The following is an 18,253-nucleotide window of genomic DNA, read 5'->3' as shown; positions in this document are numbered from 1 at the left end:
GCGTCAGCTCACCCCACGGTCCTTGCCGCCCCAGAACGGCTCGCGCAGGTCGCGCTTGAGCACTTTGCCAGCACCGGAAAGCGGCAAGGTGGCGCGAAATTCGACGGTTTTCGGGGTCTTGTAGCCGGCGATCTGGCGGCGGCAATGCTCGATGATGTCGGCGTCGCGGGCCAAGGTATCCGGCTTGAGCACGATCACCGCATGCACCGCCTCGCCCCATTGGGCACAGGGAATGCCGATCACCGCGCACGCAGCGACTGCCGGATGACTGGCGATGGCGCTTTCCACCTCGCCGGAATAGACGTTTTCGCCACCACTGACAATCATGTCCTTGAAGCGGTCGACAATATAGATAAAGCCGTCCGTGTCCATGTAGGCGCCGTCGCCGGTGTGCATCCAGCCACCGCGCAGTGCCGGGGCGGTTTCTTCAGGCTTGTTCCAGTAGCCGAGCATGATGTTCGGTCCGCGTACTACCACCTCACCCACCGTGCCGCAGGGCACCTCGTTGTCGTGTTCGTCGACAATCCGCACCGTGACCCCGAGCCCGGGCCGCCCGGCCGAGCGCAGGCGGCCATTGGCAATGCCTTCGGGGCCATGGTTTTCCGGACCGTTGGCAGAGATCGGTGGCGCCGCTTCGGTCATGCCGTAGCCCTGGGTGAACCTGACCTGCGGCAGGGCCTTGAGGGCAAGTTCCAACAAGGGCACGGCGATGGGCGATGCGCCATAGGTCAGGTCGCGCAGGCAGCTCAGGTCATGCCGGGAAAACTCGGGGTGCATGATCAAGGCTTGCAGCATGGTCGGTACGATGAGGATGTCGGTGATGCGTTCACGGGCGATGGTGCGCATCACATCCACGGCATCGAAGGCAGGCACGAAGTAGCTCGGCAGGCCGACCAGCGCGATCAGGATCACCCGTGACAATGCCGCCAGGTGGAACATCGGCGCTATATGCAAGCTCAGGGCATCGGCCGGCACCGGCACATCGGCAGCACGCGCCACCGCCGCCGACCACAGGTTCATGTGCGATTGCATCACGCCCTTGGGCCGGCCGGTGGTGCCGCCGGTGTAGAGGATGCTGGCCAGGTCGTCAGCACCGCGAAAGGCGTCGTCCACTGGTACGGCTTCGTGAATCAGTTGCTCATAGCCGAGCATGCCTGCAGGCGCCGGGCCGTCGCCGACATGGATCAACAGCGGTCGCACCTTGGCGCTGGCGGCAATCGCCTCGGCCATTGGCAGAAAGGTGTCATCGATCAGCAGAATGCGGGTATCGCAGTCATCCAGCGAGTAGACAATCTCGGCCACGCTCCAGCGGATGTTCACCGGATTGACCACACCGCCGGCCCACCAGGTGGCCAGGTAGTACTCCAGAAAGCGGTCGCTGTTCAAACCCAGCATGCCGACGCGGTCACCGGTGTGCATGCCCAGTTGCTGCAAGGCGCCCGCCAGGCGGGCCACCCGCGCGGCCAACTGGGCGTAGGTGTGGCGGCGCTCGCGAAACACCGTGGCCAGGGCATCGGGGTTTTGCTGCAGCATGCGGTGCAGCCCTTGGGTGAGGTACATGGAACTCTCCTGGGAATTATTGTTGTCAGGTTTGAACAGCAGTAGCGAAGGAGCGCGGGTCAGTTGCCGGTGTAGCGCGGGGGGCGCTGCTCGACGTTGGCCAGGCGGCTTTCGGCCTGGTCCTGGCTGTCGCGCAGCAAGCCCCAGTGCAGGTGGGCCTGGGTGGCGAAATCCCGGGGGTTGAGGTGGGCGCTGTGCAGTGCCAGGCGCTTGATCGACTGCACCGCCAACGGGCCATTGGCGGCAATGCGCTCGGCCAAGTCCAAGGCCATCGGCATCAAGTGCTCCCCCGCCACCAGGTCGCTGACAAGGCCGATACGCGCGGCTTCCTGGGCGCTGATGGGCTCACCGGTCAGAAGGACCTTCATGGCATGGGCTGCGGGAATGACACGCAGCAGGTGCTGCACGCCACCGGCAGCGCAAATGGTGGCCTCGCGCACTTGGGGCAAACCAAAACTGGCGTGGGCGACGCCAATGCGCAGGTCGCACTGCAGCGCCAGTTCCAACCCGGCCCCCAGGCAGGCGCCATTGATTGCCGCGATGATCGGCTTCCAGATCTCCAGGTCGGTCAGGTCCGGCAGCCGTGCATGACCGCCCTCCTCGGCCTCAGTGTCGCGGCTTTTGAGTGCGCCAGCGATGCCACCTGGCGACGTTCGCAGCACCTCCCTCGGGGTAACGCCACAGCAGAAGGCCCGCTCGCCGACGCCGGTGAGCACGATCACGCGTACCTGCTCATCGTCCTGGCAGGCGCTGAGGGTCTTGCGCAAGTGCATCAGGTCGCTGACGCTCAGGGTGTTGCCCGGCAATTGCCCATCGAGCGTAATGACCGCCACGTGCTCGTTGATCTTGAACTGTATGGCCATGGGCGAGCTCCTGCGCTGCGGGGGCATGGTGTTCTTGTTGTTTTCAGTAGAACAACGCAGCCCCGCACCATCGCCACCCGGATCGGGTGGCGATGGCGCTCCCCGGGGTATCGGGCTTCAAGCACCGGGTTACATTGAGATAGATTCAGTGCATGCTTGAAAAAAAAACCAAGCGGGACGCCCATGGACAACAACCGCAAGTCCGCCGCAGCCGATAGCCAGGTCTTTGATCGGTCACAGTCGCCCATCGTCAGCACCAAGCTGATACCGCCTCGCAGCAGCAGCCGGCTGATTTCCCGCCCGCGCTTGCAGGAGCAAATGCTCAAGGCACGGCGCCAGCGCTGCATTGTGCTCCAGGGCCCGGCCGGCTGCGGCAAGACCTCGACCTTGATCGCCTGGCGCCAGGCCCTGTTGCCGCTGGGCTTCGAGGTAGCCTGGCTGACGCTGTCGGCCGACGACAATGAGCTGACGCGCTTTCTCGACTACCTGCTGGCAAGCCTGGGCCAGATCGACCCAGACCTTGTGCGCGAGGCCACTCGGCTGGAAGGCCGCGGTATCGACAGCGAGGCCGTGGAGCGCACGGTCATCACCCTGGTGCGCAGCATCGCCCGCCGCCCCGGCGAGCTGGTGCTGGTGCTCGACGACCTGCACCACCTGACCGACGTGGGTATCCACCAGGCCCTGCAATGGTTGCTCGACTATGCCCCGGCCAACCTGCACCTGGTGCTGGTGTCGCGCAGTACCGTGCCGTTGTCGCTGGCACGCTTGCGCAGCCAGGACCTTGTGCAGGAACTGAACCTGCGGGACCTGCGCTTCACCCCGGCCGAATCGGAGCAATTCCTGACAGCGCAACTGGGCTCGATCAGCGCGCGCGATGCCACGTTGATGCACGATTTGACCGATGGCTGGGCGGCCGGCTTGCAGTTGCTGGCCGTGAGCCGCAAGAAGAACCGCCCAGCATCTTCGGCCACGTCCTTGCAGCCCCAGGTACGTGACAATCAGGCGTTTGCGCGATTTTTCGAAGTCGAGGTGCTGTCCCACCTGTCGCCCACCGATCTTGACCTGCTGTTGCTCATGGCTGTCTGCAACCGCTTTTGCGCCTCGTTGTGCGCCACCCTCAGCGGCCATCACGAAGCTATCGGCGAAGCCAGCGCACTGTTGGCACGCCTGGAGCGGGACAACCTGTTCCTGATTCCGATAGACCATGCCGGGCGGGAAACCTGGTATCGCCTGCACCCGCTGCTGCGTGAAACCCTGCTCACGTACTTCGACTCGCGCAGCGAGATCGAGCAGCACGCCGTGCATGTGCGCGCCTGGACGTGGTTTCGTGACCACAACCACCTGGACGAAGCGGTCCACCATGCTGTCCTGGGTGGTGATCCCACTGCCGCGGCGCTGCTGGTGGAGCAACACGCTCCAAGCCTGTATGCCCATGGCGATCTGCGCATGCTGATCGAACTGGTGCGCCTGTTGCCGGCGGAGCAGGTACAGTCGCGGGTCAAGCTGCGCCTGATCAAGGTAAGGATGCAGCTCTACGCGCGCAATTTTACAGGCTGCGCCGAAAGCCTGGAGCAGTTGACTCGCGATATCCCCTGGCAGGATGTACACGACCGCTTCATGCTGGCGTTGCTGCGTGCTTCCCTGGCCCTGCAGCGCGATGACACCGAAGCGGCCATGACCGTCCTGCCGCAACTGCTCGACCCGCCGGCGGGCAGCGACAGCGTTGCCATCGGCTCCTGCGCCAATATCCTGTCCTGGCTGTACATGCACCGTGGCGACTACGAAATGGCCCGCCAGGTACAGGTTGAGCGACCGGTGTTGCTGGTCAACGGCATGCCCCTGCTCGGCACCACCGCCGGCAGCCTGCAAGGACGGTGCATGGTGGGGTTGAGCCTGGCGCTGGAGGGCCAGATGCCCCAGGCCGAACGGGTCTATCGCGAGGTGCTGCATGAGTCCGGCCAGTGCGGCAAGGCCGGCGCCGATGCCACTTACCTGTCTGCCGCCCTGCTCGGCGAAGTACTTTACGAAACCAATCAGGTGGATGAGGCGTTCACCTTGCTCTCGGGGTGGGTCGACATCCTCGAAAGGGTGTCGATTCCCGATTCGGTGTTGCGCGTGCTTCAGGTGCTGTGGAACGTGCAATGGCTGGCGGGCAACCAGCAGGAGGCCTTTGCCTTCGTCGAGCGCCTGGATGAGTACGCGACCAAGCTGGGCCTGGACCGCTTGCAGGCTTATTGCCTGACCTGGCAGGTGCGCTGGCTGCTGATCCTCGGCGAAACCGCGGCGGCACGAACCAAGCTCACCCGCCTCGAAGCCCTCGACGCCCGCCACCCGGATGCAGGGCAAACGGCGCTCAAGGAAATTCATATCCTCAGTGAAAATGCCCGGGTGCGCTGGCAACTCGCCCAGGGAGACCTGGAGGGTGCGGCGGTGCGTCTTGATCAACTGATCAGCACCTGCGAACGGCACCGCCGCCAGTTGGGCACCGTACGCTTGCTCGTGCTTGCCGCGGTGGTCGAGGCCGAGCGCGGCAACCAGGACCTCGCACGGGACAAAATCCTCGAAGCGCTGCGCCGCGGCCAACGCTTCGGCCTGCTGCGCAGCCTGCTGGACGCCCACCCCAAGGGCATGGCACTGATCGACGCCGTTGCCAGTCGGGAAAGCCTTGACCCGGTGCTGGCGTTCTATGTCGAGCGCCTGCAGGCCGCGCAAGACGCCGCCCCTGCAGTTGCCACCGACAAGCCCTCCAGCGCAGCGCCGAGCAAGCCCGCTGCGCTCGGCATCGATCCGCTGAGCGAGCGTGAGCTCGAAGTGGTGCATCTGCTTGCACAAGCGTTGCCCAACAAGAAAATCGCCCGCGCCCTGGGGCTGTCGCCTGAGACCGTGAAATGGCACCTGAGCCATATCTACAGCAAGCTGGGTGTCAGCAGCCGTGATGAAGCCGTCGCCCGTATGCGTGACCTGCAAGCCAGCGACAGCAACTCGCCCCCCGCCTGAGCGACACCCCCTCGTCCACACCGTGTTTCTGGCCCCGCCACCCGCCTCGGGTGGCGTTTGGCCTAAGCCCCACGCCTATCGTAATCCTCACGCCCGGCCCAAGGGGCCTGCCATGTTGAGGAGACCTGCGTGCACATTGCCCGAACCGTTCTGCGCGAAGACCATGAAATGTTCCGCACCACCGTGCGCCGCTTTTTCGAGCGCGAATGCCTGCCGCGCCAGGCCGCCTGGGACAAGGCCGGCCAGGTCGACCGCGAGACCTGGCTCAAGGCTGGGCGTGAAGGCTTGCTGGGCATCAGCCTGCCTACCGAATACGGTGGTGGTGGCGGCGACTTCGGCCACTGCGCGGTGTTCAACGAAGAGTTCGCCCGTTGCGGTGTGAGCGGCCCGTACTTTGGCATGCACTCCGACGTCATCGCCCCCTACATCAACCGCTGCGGCACGGAAGAACAAAAGCGCAAATGGCTGCCCGGCGTGTGCGCTGGCGAAATCATCCTGGCCATTGCCATGACCGAACCTGGCACCGGCTCCGACCTCAAGGCGGTACGCACCACCGCTGTGCGCGAGGGCGACGACTATGTGATCAACGGCAGCAAGACCTTCATCAGCAACGGCCTGACTGCCGACCTGGTCGTGGTGGTGTGCAAGACCGACCCGGACGCCGGCGCCAAGGGCATCAGCCTGATCGCAGTGGAAACCGACCGCCCTGGGTTTGTGCGCGGCCGCAAGTTGGAGAAAGTCGGCCAGCACGCCCAGGACACCGCCGAGCTGTACTTCGACAACGTGCGTGTACCGGTTGCCAACCGGTTGGGCGAAGAAGGCCAGGGCTTCAGCTACCTGATGGCTGAGCTGCCCCAGGAGCGCTTCTCCATTGCTGTGTCGGCGGCGGCCAAGCTCGAGCGCCTGCTCGAGCAGACCCTGGACTACGTGAAGGAGCGCAAGGCCTTCAATCAGACCGTGTGGGACTTTCAGAACAGCAAATTCAAGCTCGCCGACATCAAGGTCCAGGCCACCGCCCTGCGGGTGATGGTCGACTACTACCTGGGCGAGCACATGCGCCGGCGCCTGACCCTCGAAGAGGCAGCGATTGCCAAGCTGCACACCACCGAAACCCTGTCGCGCTGCATCGACGACATGGTCCAGCTGCATGGCGGCTACGGCTACATGCTCGAGTACCCGATTGCCCGGGCCTTTGTCGACATGCGCGTCAACCGCATCTACGGCGGCACCAGTGAAGTAATGCGCGAACTGATCGCGCGCAAGCTCTGACCCTCGGAAAAACAACAAGGAACATACGATGAGCAGCAAGGTATTCGTGGCTGGCGTGGGCATGATCCCGTTCAAAAAGCCTGGCACCAATGAACCCTACGATGTGATGGGCGAGCAGGCCATCCGCCTGGCCCTGGCCGACTGCGGCCTGGACTTCAAGCACCTCCAGCAAGCCTACGCCGGTTATGTCTACGGCGACTCCACCTGCGGACAGAAAGCCCTGTACCGGGTAGGCATGAGCGGCATTGCCCTGGTCAACGTCAACAACAACTGCGCCACTGGCTCCAGTGCCCTGTTCCTGGCCCGCCAGGCCGTGCAGAGCGGTGCGGTGGACTGCGCCCTGGCGTTTGGCTTCGAGCAGATGAACCCCGGCGCGCTGAAGTCGGCCTGGACCGACCGCGCCCCGGCCACCGAGCGTGCCTTGAAACTGACCAATGCGCTGGTGGGCATGCCCGAGCTGCCCACAGCCATTCGTCAGTTCGCCGGTGCCGGCCATGCCCACATGCAGAAGTACGGCACTCAACTGGCCACCTTCGCCAAGATCCGCGCCAAGGCCAGTCGCCATGCGGCCAACAACCCGCTGGCGGTGTTTCGCAATGTGGTCTGCGCCGAAGACGTGCTGGCCGCCCCAATGCTCTGGGAGGGTGTGCTGACCCGCTTGATGGCCTGCCCGCCCACCTGCGGCGCGGCGGCCGCCATCGTGGTCTCCGAGGCCTTCGCGAAAAAGCACGGCTTGCGCACCGACGTGCTGATCGCCGGCCAGGCCCTGACCACTGACCTGCCCAGCACCTATGACGCCAACGACATGATCCGCGTGGTGGGTTTCGACATGACCCGCATGGCCGCCGACATTGCCTACAACCAGGCCGGCATCGGCCCCAAGGACGTCGACGTGATCGAACTGCACGACTGCTTTGCCCAGAACGAACTGCTGACCTACGAAGGCCTGGGCCTGTGCGCCGAAGGCGCCGGCGAGCAATTGGTCAACGATGGCGACAACACCTACGGCGGGCGCTGGGTCACCAACCCATCCGGCGGCCTGCTCTCCAAGGGCCACCCTCTGGGCGCCACCGGCCTTGCGCAATGCTACGAGCTGACCCATCAACTGCGCGGCAGCGCCGATCAGCGTCAGCTACGAGGCGCGCGTACGGCGCTGCAGCACAACCTCGGCCTGGGCGGTGCCTGCGTGGTCACCGTGTACCAGAGACACTGACCTGGCCTGCCCCAAGGAGCCTTTCGATGATCGACAAACAACACATCGGCCGCCAACTACCCGCCTTCGAGGCCACGGCCGAGGCTGGGCAACTGCGCTTTTTCGCCAAAGCTACCGGTGAAACCAACCCGGTCTACTTCGACGAACAGGTCGCCCGCGATGCCGGCCACCCGACCCTGCCGCTGCCGCCGACCTTTCTGTTTTCGCTGGAGTTCCAGATCCCGTCCAACGCCTGGCGCGACGAACTGGGCATCGTCACCGCGCGCATCCTGCACGGCGAACAATCGTTCCGGTACCACCGCATGGCCTATGCCGGAGACACCCTGCGCTTTGAAGTACGCATTGCCGACATCTACGACAAAAAAGGCGGCGCCCTTGAGTTCGTGGTGCGCGAAACCCGCGTGACCAACCAGCACGGCGAACATGTCGCCGACCTTCGTAGCGTCCTTGTACAGCGCAACAGCTGAAGCGGAGACCCAGATGACTACCCCAGCGCTGCAACACCTGCAGGTCGGCGAACAACTGCCGGCCCTGACCCTGGCCCCGATCAACCGCACCACCCTGGCGCTGTTCGCCGGCGCCTCGGGGGATCACAACGCCATCCATATCGACGTCGATTACGCCCGCAAGGCCGGCATGCCCGATGTGTTCGCCCACGGCATGCTGTCGATGGCCTATCTTGCGCGCCTGGTCACTCAATGGGTGGACCAACGCCAGCTGCGCGACCTGGGTGTGCGCTTTCTCGGCATTACCCACCTGGGCCACCAGATCACCTGTGCCGGCACGGTGGTGGAGCGCTTCGAGGCCGAAGGCGAACAACGCCTGAGAGTCGAGATCCGCACTACCAATCAGTACGGCGAAATCAAGATCGTCGGTGACGCCGTGATCGCCCTGTAAACAAGACCGATAAGAGAGGAGTAACACCCATGGCAAAACTTGAAGGCAAGGTCGCCCTGGTGACAGGCTCGGGCCGCGGCATCGGCCAGCAGATCGCACTGAAACTGGCCCGCGAAGGCGCCCGCGTGGTGATCAACGACCTCGACGCCGACCCCGCGCACGAAACCGCCGAGATGATCCGCAACCTCGGTGGCCAGGCCGCCGTGTGCCACGGCAACGTCAGCGCACCGGACTTTGCCGAGCGCTACATCAAGACGGCAATGGATCACTTCAACGCCATCGACATCATTGTCAACAACGCCGGCTACACCTGGGACGACGTGATCCAGAAGATGAGCGACGAACAGTGGTACGCCATTGTCGACTGCCACATGACCGCGCCGTTCCGCATCCTGCGTGCCGCCTACCCGATCATCAAGGCCCAGGCGCAAGCCGATGCGGCCCTGGAACGGGAAGTGTTCCGCAAGGTGGTCAACATCTCGTCGGTATCGGCCCTGAACGGCAACGCCGGGCAGATGAACTACTCGTCGGCCAAGGCCGGGGTGATCGGCATGACCCGTGCGCTGGCGCGCGAGTGGGGTCGCTTCAAGGTCAACGTCAACGCCGTGGCCTTCGGCTTCATCGAAACCCGCATGACCAGCGCCGACGCCCATGCCGGTGCCACCGTGAATATCGAAGGCCGGGACATCCGTGTCGGGATCAGCCCGGAGGCAGCCAGGTCATTCGCCCAGCGCAACCCCCTGGGCCGCCCGGGCACGGTGCAGGAAGCGGCCGACGCGGTGTATCTGTTCTGCTCACCCGAGTCGAACTACATCACCGCGCAGACTATCGCCGTTGCCGGTAACCTGCAGTAGATCCCCCTGCAGCGTCAGGGGGTGACCTGGTACCCCTTGCCCTGCAGGCAACTGGTGTACGCCGTGGCATTGGTCGACTCGTTCGTGCGGCGTTGCTCGCGGCGGTCCTGGCGCTGATTGGCGCCACCGATCACCGCACCGGCAGCGGCAGTTTGCTTGGCGCGATCCTGCCGATAGTCCTGCTTTACATCATCATCGACGCGGTCATAGATCTCATCGTGCTGGTTACCGCGCACATTCGCCCCCACTGCCCCGGCGGCGGCCCCAACGGCCGCCCCCTTGATCCGCCCGCCGCTGGGCGTCGAGGTACTGCTCGACGCGCTATTGGCGACGTTCTGGCATTCGCTCATATCCAATTGGACTTGCTGAGAACTCTGGCCCTTCATCGGCACCACAGTTTCGGCCCTTGCCTGGGCATTGAACAGCGCAACCGCCACACATAGGCCCACTGACGACAACCTGAACATGATGACCTCCGGATCCTGCACCTGCTTCGGCGAAGCAGCCCGTTAAGTGTAGATCCGGTGTGGGGCAAAGGGCCTGGGGATGTGCCGGAAACGGTAGGGGCAGGCTTGCCCCGCGATGGGTGTTCCAGGCTGTACAGGTTTGCCAGCCGGATGGGCTTCTCGCGGGGCCAGTCGAGCCGTCACACCGCCGCTCCCACAGGTTCAGCGCTCGGCGCCCAATGGGTCCTGCATCAGGATCGCCCGGGCAATATCTTCATCGGTGGCCTGCAATCCCGGATTCTGTTCACGAACCCGCTGCAGCATGGATTCCAGATAAACCCCACGGATGGCCCCACCACTGGCGATGAACGACGACGCATCGTCACGGGCCGGAATGATCCGTTTGTCATCCTTGAAGGTGGAATACAGCGAGGCAGAAACCCCTGCCGAGGTGGCGACATCACCGGCATCGACATCGGCCAGCGCCGCGCCGAAAGGCAGGCAGAGAACAAGCGAAGAAGCGATTAGTAGACGACGCATGGTGGTGCCTCCGGAAATAGAGTCCCTACGTCAAATAGGATACTCCTCCCCCGGCAGGAGTTCCCTGCTACTGCACCGGCAGAAAGTTCATCAGCAGCAGGCTTTGCGCGTAGTTCAGGCCAATGCGCCGGTACCGTTCATCGAGCATCTGCGCCAGCAGGTCGAGCCGGGCGACGATCTTGCCGAATTCAACGGCGAAACTGAGGTTGCTGCCCTCTTCAGTCATTTCGTTGGAAAACAGCAGCAACACACCGTTCTCATCCTGGCGCTGGCTGAGCATCCAGGTAGCCTTTTCAATGTTGCGCGCCGCGTTGCTGACAAACTGCGGGTTGATGGTGTCGGTCATGAAGAATTCGCTGCGCCCGCCATGGGCGGTTACCAACATGCTGCCGATGGCGTAGATGAACGCCCCTGCCCGGTCCCCGCGAAACTCCGGACTCAGGGCGTAGCTCAGGGCTGCCAGGTCACGCCGCTCGCCCAGTTGCGGCAACGTCTGGCGCTGCTCGATGGCCTGGCGGATCTGCCGTTCGGCGGTGGTGGCATCGACAAATCCGGACAGGCGCCATTGGTTGGGGTTGCGCAGGTACAACTTGTTCATCAGCAGGTACAGGCTGCGCAGATTGTCGCGCATCGCCAGTGTCGCCATGCGGTCGACGCTGGTCTGGAACAACTCCTGGGGGTTGCCCTGGCTGAACTGGGTGGCGATGTCGCGGCCTTGCTGCTGGCTGCAGGCGCTGGCACACAGGAGCAAGGCACCGGCCAGCAACGGCTGGTACAGCACTCGCAGGGAACGAACAGGGGCAATCTCGACCATCGGCACCGGGTCTGGGTTCTGGGGCGGCGCCGGGGTTCGGCGCCGTCTGGCGATGAATAGAGCCGCAAAACGCTAAAAAGTGCCTCAGGGCGCCTGCCAGCGGCCTCCCGCCGACTCGAATTTTTTGCGCGCCTGTGGGTCATCGTTCGAAAAACATGATCAATACAGCACTATTTTGGTGCGTTTGCGTAAAGTTTTTAACGCAATTGATTTTGCACTCCCCAATGGCGGCGTCAGTCCCATCTGTAATGCCACCCTTTTGCCAAGGAGCCCGCCATGTCCGACGCCCACCATCGCTTTCAGCTCAAGGCGTGCCGCACGTTCGCCCTGAAGCAGAACCAGCGCCTGTTCCACCAGGCCTGGCACCTCGATCACCAGGCCTTTGCCTTGCTCGACCACCCGCAACTGGATGCCGAAACGTTCACCCAGTACCAGCGCCTGCGGCACAAAGCCAGCGACAAGTATCTGGAAGCTATCGAGCACCTGCACCTGATCAACCGCGACTTCGCCGACCCCTTGCCGGCTCTGCGGGAAGTCCGGACTTATCTGTTCAAACCGAATCAAGTACCGGCAGGTCGCGTTTCGACCGGCGCCTGAATCGCCTTGGCGTTGGGTCGACCTGGGTCAGGTTGAACCCCTACCTGCGCCGCCCCTCGAATGTACAAAGCCGCACGCGGCGTGCGGGCACACGGGGTGGCGCCATGAGCTTTATTGTGTGGGTGGCCGTGCTGGGCATGGTGCTGCTGACGCTGGCCCTGACTGCCTCGTACCTGCGCTGGTTGCCAGTGACCACTTCGGCGGTGTGCCTGGGCCTGGGCATCGCCATCGGTCCGGCCGGCCTGGGCTTGTTGCAGCTGGACGTGGCCAATGCGGCACCCTGGATGGAACACCTGACCGAGGTGGCCCTGCTGTTTTCCCTGTTTGTGTGCGGCCTCAAGCTGCGCCTGGTATTCAGCCGGCGCATATGGCGCGTGGTGGCGGGCCTGGCCGGCCCGCTGATGCTGGTAAGCATTGCCGGGCTGTGCCTGTTGCTGCACCTGTGGATGCAGTTTTCCTGGGGGTTGTCGCTGCTGGTTGCTGCCATTCTTGCGCCCACCGACCCGGTGCTGGCTTCGCTGGTGCAGGTCAGCGATGCCAAGGACCAGGATGCCATGCGCTTCGGCCTGTCCGGTGAAGCCGGGCTCAATGACGGCGTAGCCTTTCCTTTCGTGCTGTTGGGCCTGCTGCTGATCGCCCAGGCACAACCCACTGCAGGCGCCCTGCTGCACTGGGCCCTGTATGACCTGCTGTGGGCGGTCAGCGCCGGACTGGCGCTGGGCTACGCCATGGGCCAGGGTGTCGGGCGCCTGAGCCTGGCGTTGCGTATCCGTAACGATGACAGCACCCTGTCGCCCAACGACTACCTGGCCCTGGCCCTGATTGCCCTGGCGTATGTCGGCGCCGAGCTGATCCAGGCCTATGGCTTTCTCGCGGTATTTGCCGCCGGGCTCGGGCTGCGCCGCACCGAGATGAGCTCCAGCGACCATGCCCCGGTACCCGCCGAACACCTGGTGCAGCCGCTGGTCGGCCATCACCAGCTGGCGCCGGAGCAGGCAACCCACGGCGACACTCGCCAGTTGCCGGACAAACAAGTGGCTGCGGGTATCATGATGGGCGACATGCTGGCGTTCGGTGATCTGGTGGAACGGGCGCTGGAGGTCTTCCTGGTGACGTTGCTGGGCATCGTCCTGGCCAGCCATTGGGACTGGCGAGCCCTGGTCGTAGGCCTGATGCTGTTCGTGGTGTTGCGCCCGCTGGGCACCCTGCTGCTGCCCTGGGGCACCCTGCTGGATCGTCCGCAGCGCCTGCTGGTGGGCTGGTTCGGTATTCGCGGGATCGGCAGCCTCTACTACCTGTTCTACAGCCTCAATCAGGGCCTGAGCCCCGGACTGGCCACGGTCTGCATCAACCTGACCCTGTCGGTGGTAGCCATGAGCATCGTGCTCCACGGGCTGAGCACCCAGCCGCTGCTGGCGCACTACGAAGCCAGCCGCTAGCCGACTTCGATCCATACCGGTGCATGGTCACTGGCATGCGGTTCGTTGCGGACCCAGGCATGCACCCCGGCATCCTTCAAGCGCGGGGCGAGGATCGGGTTAAGCAGCAAGTGATCGATGCGCAGCCCCGAATTCTTCTGCCAGTGCTGGCGAAAATAATCCCAGAAGGTAAACACCCGCTCATTGGGATAAAGATGCCGAATGGCATCGGTCCAGCCCTGGTCCAGCAGGCGCTGGTAGCAGGCCCGGCTTTCAGGCTGGAGCAAAGCGTCCTTGAGCCAGGACCTGGGGTTGTAGATATCGAAATCGGTGGGCACCACGTTGTAGTCACCGGCCAGCACCACGGGCAGCTCACTGGCCTGCAAACCCGCGGCATGGGCAATCAGGCGTTCGAACCAGGCAAGCTTGTAATCGAACTTTGGCCCTGGCTGGGGGTTGCCGTTGGGCAGGTACAGGCAGCCGACGAGTACCCCATGGACCGCCGCTTCCAGGTAACGGCTCTGGCTATCGTCGATCCCGGGCAGCCCGCGTCGGCTCTCAAGTGGCTCGGCATCCAGGGCCAGGATGGCGACGCCATTCCACGAGGCCTGGCCGTGGTGCAAGGTGCCGTAGCCCAGGGCCTCGAACGCGGTGGCAGGAAAGCTCGCGTCGGGCGCCTTGAGCTCTTGCAGGCAGACCACGTGCGGGCGTTCGCGCTGCAGCCAATCGAGCAGGTTGGGAAGCCGCGCGCGCAGGCCGTTGATGTTGAAGGTGGCGATTTTCAGGGCTTTCATCGCTCAGGTATCCGGATCATCGAGCTTGGCCTCCACGGCGTCCCCCAGTGCATTGAGATGAACCTCGTCGGCCAGCCCCTTGAGTGCCAGCCAATCGTCCCAGTCGATGGCGCCATCGTCACGCAAGGCCTCGGCGGTGCGGATCAGCGCCTTGTGGTAAAAGTCCGGCGACTCGCGACGGTAGCTTTCATCGTCGTATTGCGCGTACCAGGCTTCAAGTTCGGGGATTGTGCGTTCTATGGACATCACTGCACTCCTCAGCCGGCAACGTCTTTGTCAGTCATTGGGCAACGGCATGTCTTTGTCGTCGGGGTATTGCTCCTTGTTGTCGTCGCTATCCGGCGTCTCCCGGGCGGGTTCTTCGCCGCTGCCAGGTTCGGGCCTGGGTGGCGTGGAGTTCTGAAACTGCATGGACACGGTCATAAACACCTCCGCTGGATCAGTGAAAAACCGTTGCCTGTTCTCAATAGGAAAAACCTTGCGCCCGGACGTTCCAAATTTTCCTCCAACTCACGCATTGCGCAACGGCAACATGGCCTATACCCAATAAGCCGCTTATCACGCATTGGGGAAAGGCATGGCCGAGTCGAAAAAGATGAGCCTGATCGGGCTGACCACCTTGGTGACGGTCAACATGATGGGCTCGGGCATCATCATGCTGCCCACCAGCATGGCGCAGCTGGGGGCGGTGTCGCTATTGTCGTGGGCCGTCACGGCCGTCGGTTCCATGGCCATTGCCTACAGCTTCACCCAGTGCGGGGTGTTCTGCACCCGGCCAGGCGGGTTGTCGGCCTATACCGAGGAGGCCCACGCCAAGTCAGGCTTCTTTCTCTGCTCCTACCTGTATTTTCTCTCGCTGGCGATCGCCAACGTTGCCGTGGCAATTTCTGCGGTGGGCTACATGACGGCGTTCTTTCCCTGGCTGGGCAGCAGTGCAACGACCCTGTTCGTCGGCACGGCCGGCCTGATCTGGCTGACCATCCTGGCCAATTTCGGCGGCCCGAACATTACCGGCAAGATCGGCGCCCTTACCGTCTGGGGAGTGATCGTGCCAGTGGCGGGCTTGAGCGTGATCGGCTGGTTCTGGTTCGACAGCAAGATACTTGCCCAGGCCTGGAACCCCAATGACCTGCCCATCTGGGAGGCCATCGGCAAAACCATTCCGCTCACGCTCTGGGCCTTTCTGGGTATGGAGTCTGCGGCCCAGGCCTCCGATGCGGTCGAGAACCCCCAGCGCAACGTACCGCTGGCCTGCCTGTTCGGCACGCTGGGCGCTGCGGTGGTGTATGTGCTGTCGACCACGGTCATCCAGGGCATCGTACCCAATCTGGAGCTGGCCAATGCATCGGCGCCCTTCGCGCTGGTGTACGCGAAGATGTTCAACCCGCTGGTCGGCAATATCATCATGGCGCTGGCGGTGATGGCCTGCATCGGCTCGCTGCTGGGCTGGCAGTTCACCCTGGCGCAGACCGCGAAGATGACAGCTGACCAGGGGCTGTTTCCCTCGCTGTTCTCCCGACTCAGCGCCCGTAACGCGCCGATCCTCGGCATGATCGTGTGCGGCGTGCTGCAGACGGCAATGGCGCTGTCGACCATCTCGCCCAATGCCAGCGCCCAGTTTGGCAAGCTGGTGAGCCTGGCGGCAGTCACCAACCTGATTCCCTACGTCACCGCCCTCACCGGCCTGCTGGCGATCATGTACAAAGCCCGGGTAAGCCCAGCGGTGTACACCCGCAATACCGTGGTGTTGCTGGTGGCCGTGGGCTATTCGCTGTACGCGCTCTATGCCTGCGGCATGGAAGCGGTGCTCGGCGGTGCCCTGGTGCTGGCCTTCGGGTATCTGCTGTATGGCTTTCTGGCCAAGCGTTTCATCATCCAGCAGGCGGCGGTCGAACGCGCCGAGCTGCCTTGAGCGAGAACCGCCGATGAAAATGAAAATAGTGGCCTGTTTGCTCAGTCTGTTGCCGCTGTATCTCCACGCCGACACCCTGGAACGGGTTCGGGCCAGCAACACCCTGACCCTGGGCTATTTGCCGGACTTTGCCCCCTTCAGTACGCAGCACGGTGACCAACCCCGAGGTTACGCCATCGACCTGTGCGCCAGGATCGCCGGGCAAGTGAAGACGACCCTGAATCTTGCGCAGCTGCAGGTGCGCTATCAACCTGTGGCGATGGCCGATGAAATCACCGCTGTACGCAACGGCCAGGTCGATATCCTCTGCACGCCCACGGTGGCGACCCTTGAGCGGCGCCAACAGGTGAGCTTTTCAGTGCCCGTATACACGGCAGGGCTTACAGCGGTTGTCCGCCAGGATGCACCCGAGGCGCTGCTCAACGTGCTCAGCGGCCAACAGGCTCACAGTGGTCCGACCTGGCGCGCCACGCTCAACCGTGGCTTGACCAACCAGACCTTTGCGGTGGTGTCGGGGGCGGTGAGCGAGCAATGGGTACGTCAGCAATTGCGCAGTCTTGGGGTGATTGCCACGGTAATCACCGTCGAGAGCAACCTTGCCGGGCTCGACGCGGTTGCCCAGGGCAAGGCGAATGCTTTTTTCTCCGAGCGAATGGTGCTCAATAACCTCCTTGCGGGCCAGGACGATGGCACGGCGTTGAGGTTGCTCGAGCACATCTATGAATATGCGCCTGTATCGATGGTGCTGCCGCGAAGTGACGAGGAACTCCGACTGCTGGTGGATACCGTGTTGAGCCAGATGTATCGCTCCGGAGAGATCGAACAGGCTTATGGGACGTACCTGGGCGGCACTACCGAGACCATTCGCAAGTTGTTCAAGCTGTATGCGTTGCCTTGAACGATCTCGACTCGCCTCAGGTATATGGCAAGAACACCTCGAACGCTATGCCACCGCCGCCACGGCGACGAGCAGCGATCGCGCCCCCATGGGCGGTACAGATGGCAAGCGCTATGGATAAGCCCAGCCCGCTCCCGCCCGCGCGACGGTCTCGTGAGGGTTCTTGCCGCCAAAACCGTTGGAATACCCGTTCCAGCTCATTGCCGGACAAACCCGGGCCCCGATCACTGAAAATGAGCGTAATGCCGCGCTGATCCGCTGTGCCGCGGATCTCCAGATTACCGGCGGCGGATGCGTATCGGATGTAGTTTTCCAGCAATATGTTGATCACCTGGCCAATGCGATTTCGGTCGCAATGGATGGGCCTGAAGGGCAGCGCCGCAACAAAGACGTCCCTTCCCACCGCAGCAAGATACGGTTTGAACCAGTTGATTCGCTCGTCCAGCAGACTCTGGAGGGTGAACGTGGTTTTCGTCAGCGGAAGCTGGCCGGCCTGTGCGAGCGACAACAGGAGCAGGTCGTCGACCAGAACGTTGATGTTCTCGAGTTGATGCAGCACCATCCCCAACTGCTCAGGATTGGCCGGAAACACATCATCCAACATACCCCTTACACGCCCCATGGCTGCATTCAGCGGTGTCCGCAGCTCATGGGTGAGAACGGCACTCGACGCTTGCACCTCTTGCTCATACAACTGCAGGCGTCGCGTCATGCTGTTGAAGTCCGAGCTGAGCTGTTGAACCTCAAGCGGCATCTGCTCGTTGAGCGGCAGCTTTACGCTCAGATCACCTCCGGCAACTTTCTGCGCGGCATGTGCGATGTCGACGAACCGACTGGACAGCGGGCGAAGCAGCAGGAACCCCGTCACGACGATAACGGGCAGGGCTGCACACAACAGAAACGCGATTGTCCACCAGTCATTGCCGGTAATGCCGGGAAGAATGTCATCGAAGTGGTAGTACTGACTCATGTAAGCCCACAGCTCGGCTTCATTCCCCTGTGGATTCTCGAATAGCCTTTCCAACTCAACCCTGGCAGCAGGTGGAATCTTTGACTGGATTTCAACGTTCCACCAAAGGAAGCGAGACCACATGATCAGCGCCATCAGCACCACCGCGCCGCTTGCAATCAGCCCCATGCGCCAACCGACCCATTGCCAGAGATTGACTTGCCGTTTCAAT

At 63.2% G+C, this 18,253-nt stretch carries 19 protein-coding genes; 10 read left to right on the top strand and 9 right to left on the bottom strand.

Features of this window, described 5'->3' with window-relative positions; all coding sequences use genetic code 11:
- Positions 1–3 precede the first annotated feature (3 nt).
- On the bottom strand, positions 4–1,560 hold the full coding sequence (locus ABVN19_RS08340) for a long-chain fatty acid--CoA ligase (protein ID WP_105641356.1): 1,557 nt from the start codon (positions 1,558–1,560) through the stop codon (positions 4–6).
- A gap of 59 nt (positions 1,561–1,619) precedes the next feature.
- Positions 1,620–2,423 (bottom strand): enoyl-CoA hydratase-related protein, encoded by an 804-nt coding sequence (locus tag ABVN19_RS08335; protein ID WP_028945047.1) that lies wholly within the window; start codon positions 2,421–2,423, stop codon positions 1,620–1,622.
- Positions 2,424–2,606: 183 nt separating this feature from the next.
- On the opposite strand from ABVN19_RS08335, the gene ABVN19_RS08330 reads away from it, so the two are divergent.
- The 6 genes from ABVN19_RS08330 to ABVN19_RS08305 all read left to right on the top strand — a co-directional run bounded on the left by ABVN19_RS08330 (position 2,607) and on the right by ABVN19_RS08305 (position 9,653).
- Positions 2,607–5,420: a LuxR C-terminal-related transcriptional regulator gene (locus ABVN19_RS08330; protein WP_105641357.1), complete on the top strand. Its 2,814-nt coding sequence runs from the start codon at positions 2,607–2,609 to the stop codon at positions 5,418–5,420.
- A gap of 168 nt (positions 5,421–5,588) precedes the next feature.
- Positions 5,589–6,689 carry an acyl-CoA dehydrogenase family protein gene (locus ABVN19_RS08325; RefSeq protein WP_245219113.1) on the top strand — a complete coding sequence of 367 codons (1,101 nt, stop codon included), beginning with the start codon at positions 5,589–5,591 and terminating at the stop codon, positions 6,687–6,689.
- A 28-nt stretch (positions 6,690–6,717) separates the two neighbouring features.
- Positions 6,718–7,902 carry a lipid-transfer protein gene (locus tag ABVN19_RS08320; RefSeq protein ID WP_028945045.1) on the top strand — a complete coding sequence of 395 codons (1,185 nt, stop codon included), beginning with the start codon at positions 6,718–6,720 and terminating at the stop codon, positions 7,900–7,902.
- A gap of 26 nt (positions 7,903–7,928) precedes the next feature.
- Entirely contained in the window at positions 7,929–8,369 is a 441-nt protein-coding gene (locus ABVN19_RS08315; RefSeq protein ID WP_028945044.1) for a MaoC family dehydratase N-terminal domain-containing protein, read from the top strand.
- Between the two features lie 13 nt (positions 8,370–8,382).
- A complete protein-coding gene (locus ABVN19_RS08310) occupies positions 8,383–8,799 on the top strand; it encodes a MaoC family dehydratase (protein WP_028945043.1) in 417 nt (138 codons plus the stop codon).
- A gap of 29 nt (positions 8,800–8,828) precedes the next feature.
- Positions 8,829–9,653 carry an SDR family NAD(P)-dependent oxidoreductase gene (locus ABVN19_RS08305; protein ID WP_028945042.1) on the top strand — a complete coding sequence of 275 codons (825 nt, stop codon included), beginning with the start codon at positions 8,829–8,831 and terminating at the stop codon, positions 9,651–9,653.
- 14 nt (positions 9,654–9,667) lie between these two features.
- Here ABVN19_RS08305 and ABVN19_RS08300 read toward each other — a convergent pair whose 3' ends face one another.
- The 3 genes from ABVN19_RS08300 to ABVN19_RS08290 form a co-directional block, all read right to left on the bottom strand.
- Entirely contained in the window at positions 9,668–10,120 is a 453-nt protein-coding gene (locus tag ABVN19_RS08300) for a YMGG-like glycine zipper-containing protein (RefSeq protein ID WP_105641358.1), read from the bottom strand.
- 201 nt (positions 10,121–10,321) lie between these two features.
- Entirely contained in the window at positions 10,322–10,639 is a 318-nt protein-coding gene (locus tag ABVN19_RS08295; RefSeq protein WP_028945040.1) for a DUF2388 domain-containing protein, read from the bottom strand.
- Positions 10,640–10,706: 67 nt separating this feature from the next.
- On the bottom strand, positions 10,707–11,453 hold the full coding sequence (locus ABVN19_RS08290; protein WP_105641359.1) for a hypothetical protein: 747 nt from the start codon (positions 11,451–11,453) through the stop codon (positions 10,707–10,709).
- A 276-nt stretch (positions 11,454–11,729) separates the two neighbouring features.
- On the opposite strand from ABVN19_RS08290, the gene ABVN19_RS08285 reads away from it, so the two are divergent.
- Positions 11,730–12,050, top strand: coding sequence for a hypothetical protein (locus ABVN19_RS08285; protein ID WP_177431034.1), 321 nt, complete (start codon positions 11,730–11,732; stop codon positions 12,048–12,050).
- Positions 12,051–12,154: 104 nt separating this feature from the next.
- Positions 12,155–13,489, top strand: coding sequence for a cation:proton antiporter (locus tag ABVN19_RS08280; protein ID WP_028945038.1), 1,335 nt, complete (start codon positions 12,155–12,157; stop codon positions 13,487–13,489).
- On the opposite strand, the gene ABVN19_RS08275 is transcribed toward ABVN19_RS08280, so the two are convergent.
- From ABVN19_RS08275 to ABVN19_RS08265, 3 genes are read right to left on the bottom strand one after another with little or no spacing between them, the layout of a single operon-like run.
- Positions 13,486–14,262, bottom strand: a complete 777-nt coding sequence (locus ABVN19_RS08275) for an exodeoxyribonuclease III (protein ID WP_105641360.1) — start codon at positions 14,260–14,262, stop codon at positions 13,486–13,488. The genes ABVN19_RS08280 and ABVN19_RS08275 overlap by 4 nt on opposite strands.
- A gap of 3 nt (positions 14,263–14,265) precedes the next feature.
- Positions 14,266–14,508 (bottom strand): hypothetical protein, encoded by a 243-nt coding sequence (locus tag ABVN19_RS08270; RefSeq protein WP_028945036.1) that lies wholly within the window; start codon positions 14,506–14,508, stop codon positions 14,266–14,268.
- 30 nt (positions 14,509–14,538) lie between these two features.
- Positions 14,539–14,685 carry a hypothetical protein gene (locus tag ABVN19_RS08265; RefSeq protein ID WP_158259219.1) on the bottom strand — a complete coding sequence of 49 codons (147 nt, stop codon included), beginning with the start codon at positions 14,683–14,685 and terminating at the stop codon, positions 14,539–14,541.
- Positions 14,686–14,839: 154 nt separating this feature from the next.
- Here ABVN19_RS08265 and potE point away from each other — a divergent pair, with 154 nt between their 5' ends.
- Positions 14,840–16,174, top strand: coding sequence for a putrescine-ornithine antiporter (gene potE, locus ABVN19_RS08260; protein ID WP_028945035.1), 1,335 nt, complete (start codon positions 14,840–14,842; stop codon positions 16,172–16,174).
- A 13-nt stretch (positions 16,175–16,187) separates the two neighbouring features.
- Positions 16,188–17,072: an amino acid ABC transporter substrate-binding protein gene (locus ABVN19_RS08255; protein WP_105641361.1), complete on the top strand. Its 885-nt coding sequence runs from the start codon at positions 16,188–16,190 to the stop codon at positions 17,070–17,072.
- A gap of 16 nt (positions 17,073–17,088) precedes the next feature.
- On the opposite strand, the gene ABVN19_RS08250 is transcribed toward ABVN19_RS08255, so the two are convergent.
- Positions 17,089–18,252 carry an ATP-binding protein gene (locus ABVN19_RS08250; RefSeq protein ID WP_028945033.1) on the bottom strand — a complete coding sequence of 388 codons (1,164 nt, stop codon included), beginning with the start codon at positions 18,250–18,252 and terminating at the stop codon, positions 17,089–17,091.
- Position 18,253 lies beyond the last annotated feature (1 nt).

This window comes from Pseudomonas vranovensis, assembly GCF_040438935.1.
GTDB lineage: Bacteria > Pseudomonadota > Gammaproteobacteria > Pseudomonadales > Pseudomonadaceae > Aquipseudomonas > Aquipseudomonas vranovensis.
The sequence above is the reverse complement of the archived record's forward strand: the minus strand, read 5'-3'. Positions and strand labels throughout refer to the sequence as shown.

Coding starts and splice junctions, on each gene's coding strand:
- ABVN19_RS08275 (WP_105641360.1), bottom strand. CDS start 14,262: ATGAAAGCCCTGAAAATCGCCACCTTCAACATCAACGGCCTGCGCGCG.
- ABVN19_RS08295 (WP_028945040.1), bottom strand. CDS start 10,639: ATGCGTCGTCTACTAATCGCTTCTTCGCTTGTTCTCTGCCTGCCTTTC.
- ABVN19_RS08285 (WP_177431034.1), top strand. CDS start 11,730: ATGTCCGACGCCCACCATCGCTTTCAGCTCAAGGCGTGCCGCACGTTC.
- ABVN19_RS08320 (WP_028945045.1), top strand. CDS start 6,718: ATGAGCAGCAAGGTATTCGTGGCTGGCGTGGGCATGATCCCGTTCAAA.
- ABVN19_RS08310 (WP_028945043.1), top strand. CDS start 8,383: ATGACTACCCCAGCGCTGCAACACCTGCAGGTCGGCGAACAACTGCCG.
- ABVN19_RS08255 (WP_105641361.1), top strand. CDS start 16,188: ATGAAAATGAAAATAGTGGCCTGTTTGCTCAGTCTGTTGCCGCTGTAT.
- ABVN19_RS08265 (WP_158259219.1), bottom strand. CDS start 14,685: ATGACCGTGTCCATGCAGTTTCAGAACTCCACGCCACCCAGGCCCGAA.
- ABVN19_RS08300 (WP_105641358.1), bottom strand. CDS start 10,120: ATGTTCAGGTTGTCGTCAGTGGGCCTATGTGTGGCGGTTGCGCTGTTC.
- ABVN19_RS08335 (WP_028945047.1), bottom strand. CDS start 2,423: ATGGCCATACAGTTCAAGATCAACGAGCACGTGGCGGTCATTACGCTC.
- potE (WP_028945035.1), top strand. CDS start 14,840: ATGGCCGAGTCGAAAAAGATGAGCCTGATCGGGCTGACCACCTTGGTG.
- ABVN19_RS08270 (WP_028945036.1), bottom strand. CDS start 14,508: ATGTCCATAGAACGCACAATCCCCGAACTTGAAGCCTGGTACGCGCAA.
- ABVN19_RS08305 (WP_028945042.1), top strand. CDS start 8,829: ATGGCAAAACTTGAAGGCAAGGTCGCCCTGGTGACAGGCTCGGGCCGC.
- ABVN19_RS08340 (WP_105641356.1), bottom strand. CDS start 1,560: ATGTACCTCACCCAAGGGCTGCACCGCATGCTGCAGCAAAACCCCGAT.
- ABVN19_RS08315 (WP_028945044.1), top strand. CDS start 7,929: ATGATCGACAAACAACACATCGGCCGCCAACTACCCGCCTTCGAGGCC.
- ABVN19_RS08325 (WP_245219113.1), top strand. CDS start 5,589: ATGTTCCGCACCACCGTGCGCCGCTTTTTCGAGCGCGAATGCCTGCCG.
- ABVN19_RS08280 (WP_028945038.1), top strand. CDS start 12,155: ATGAGCTTTATTGTGTGGGTGGCCGTGCTGGGCATGGTGCTGCTGACG.
- ABVN19_RS08330 (WP_105641357.1), top strand. CDS start 2,607: ATGGACAACAACCGCAAGTCCGCCGCAGCCGATAGCCAGGTCTTTGAT.
- ABVN19_RS08290 (WP_105641359.1), bottom strand. CDS start 11,453: ATGGTCGAGATTGCCCCTGTTCGTTCCCTGCGAGTGCTGTACCAGCCG.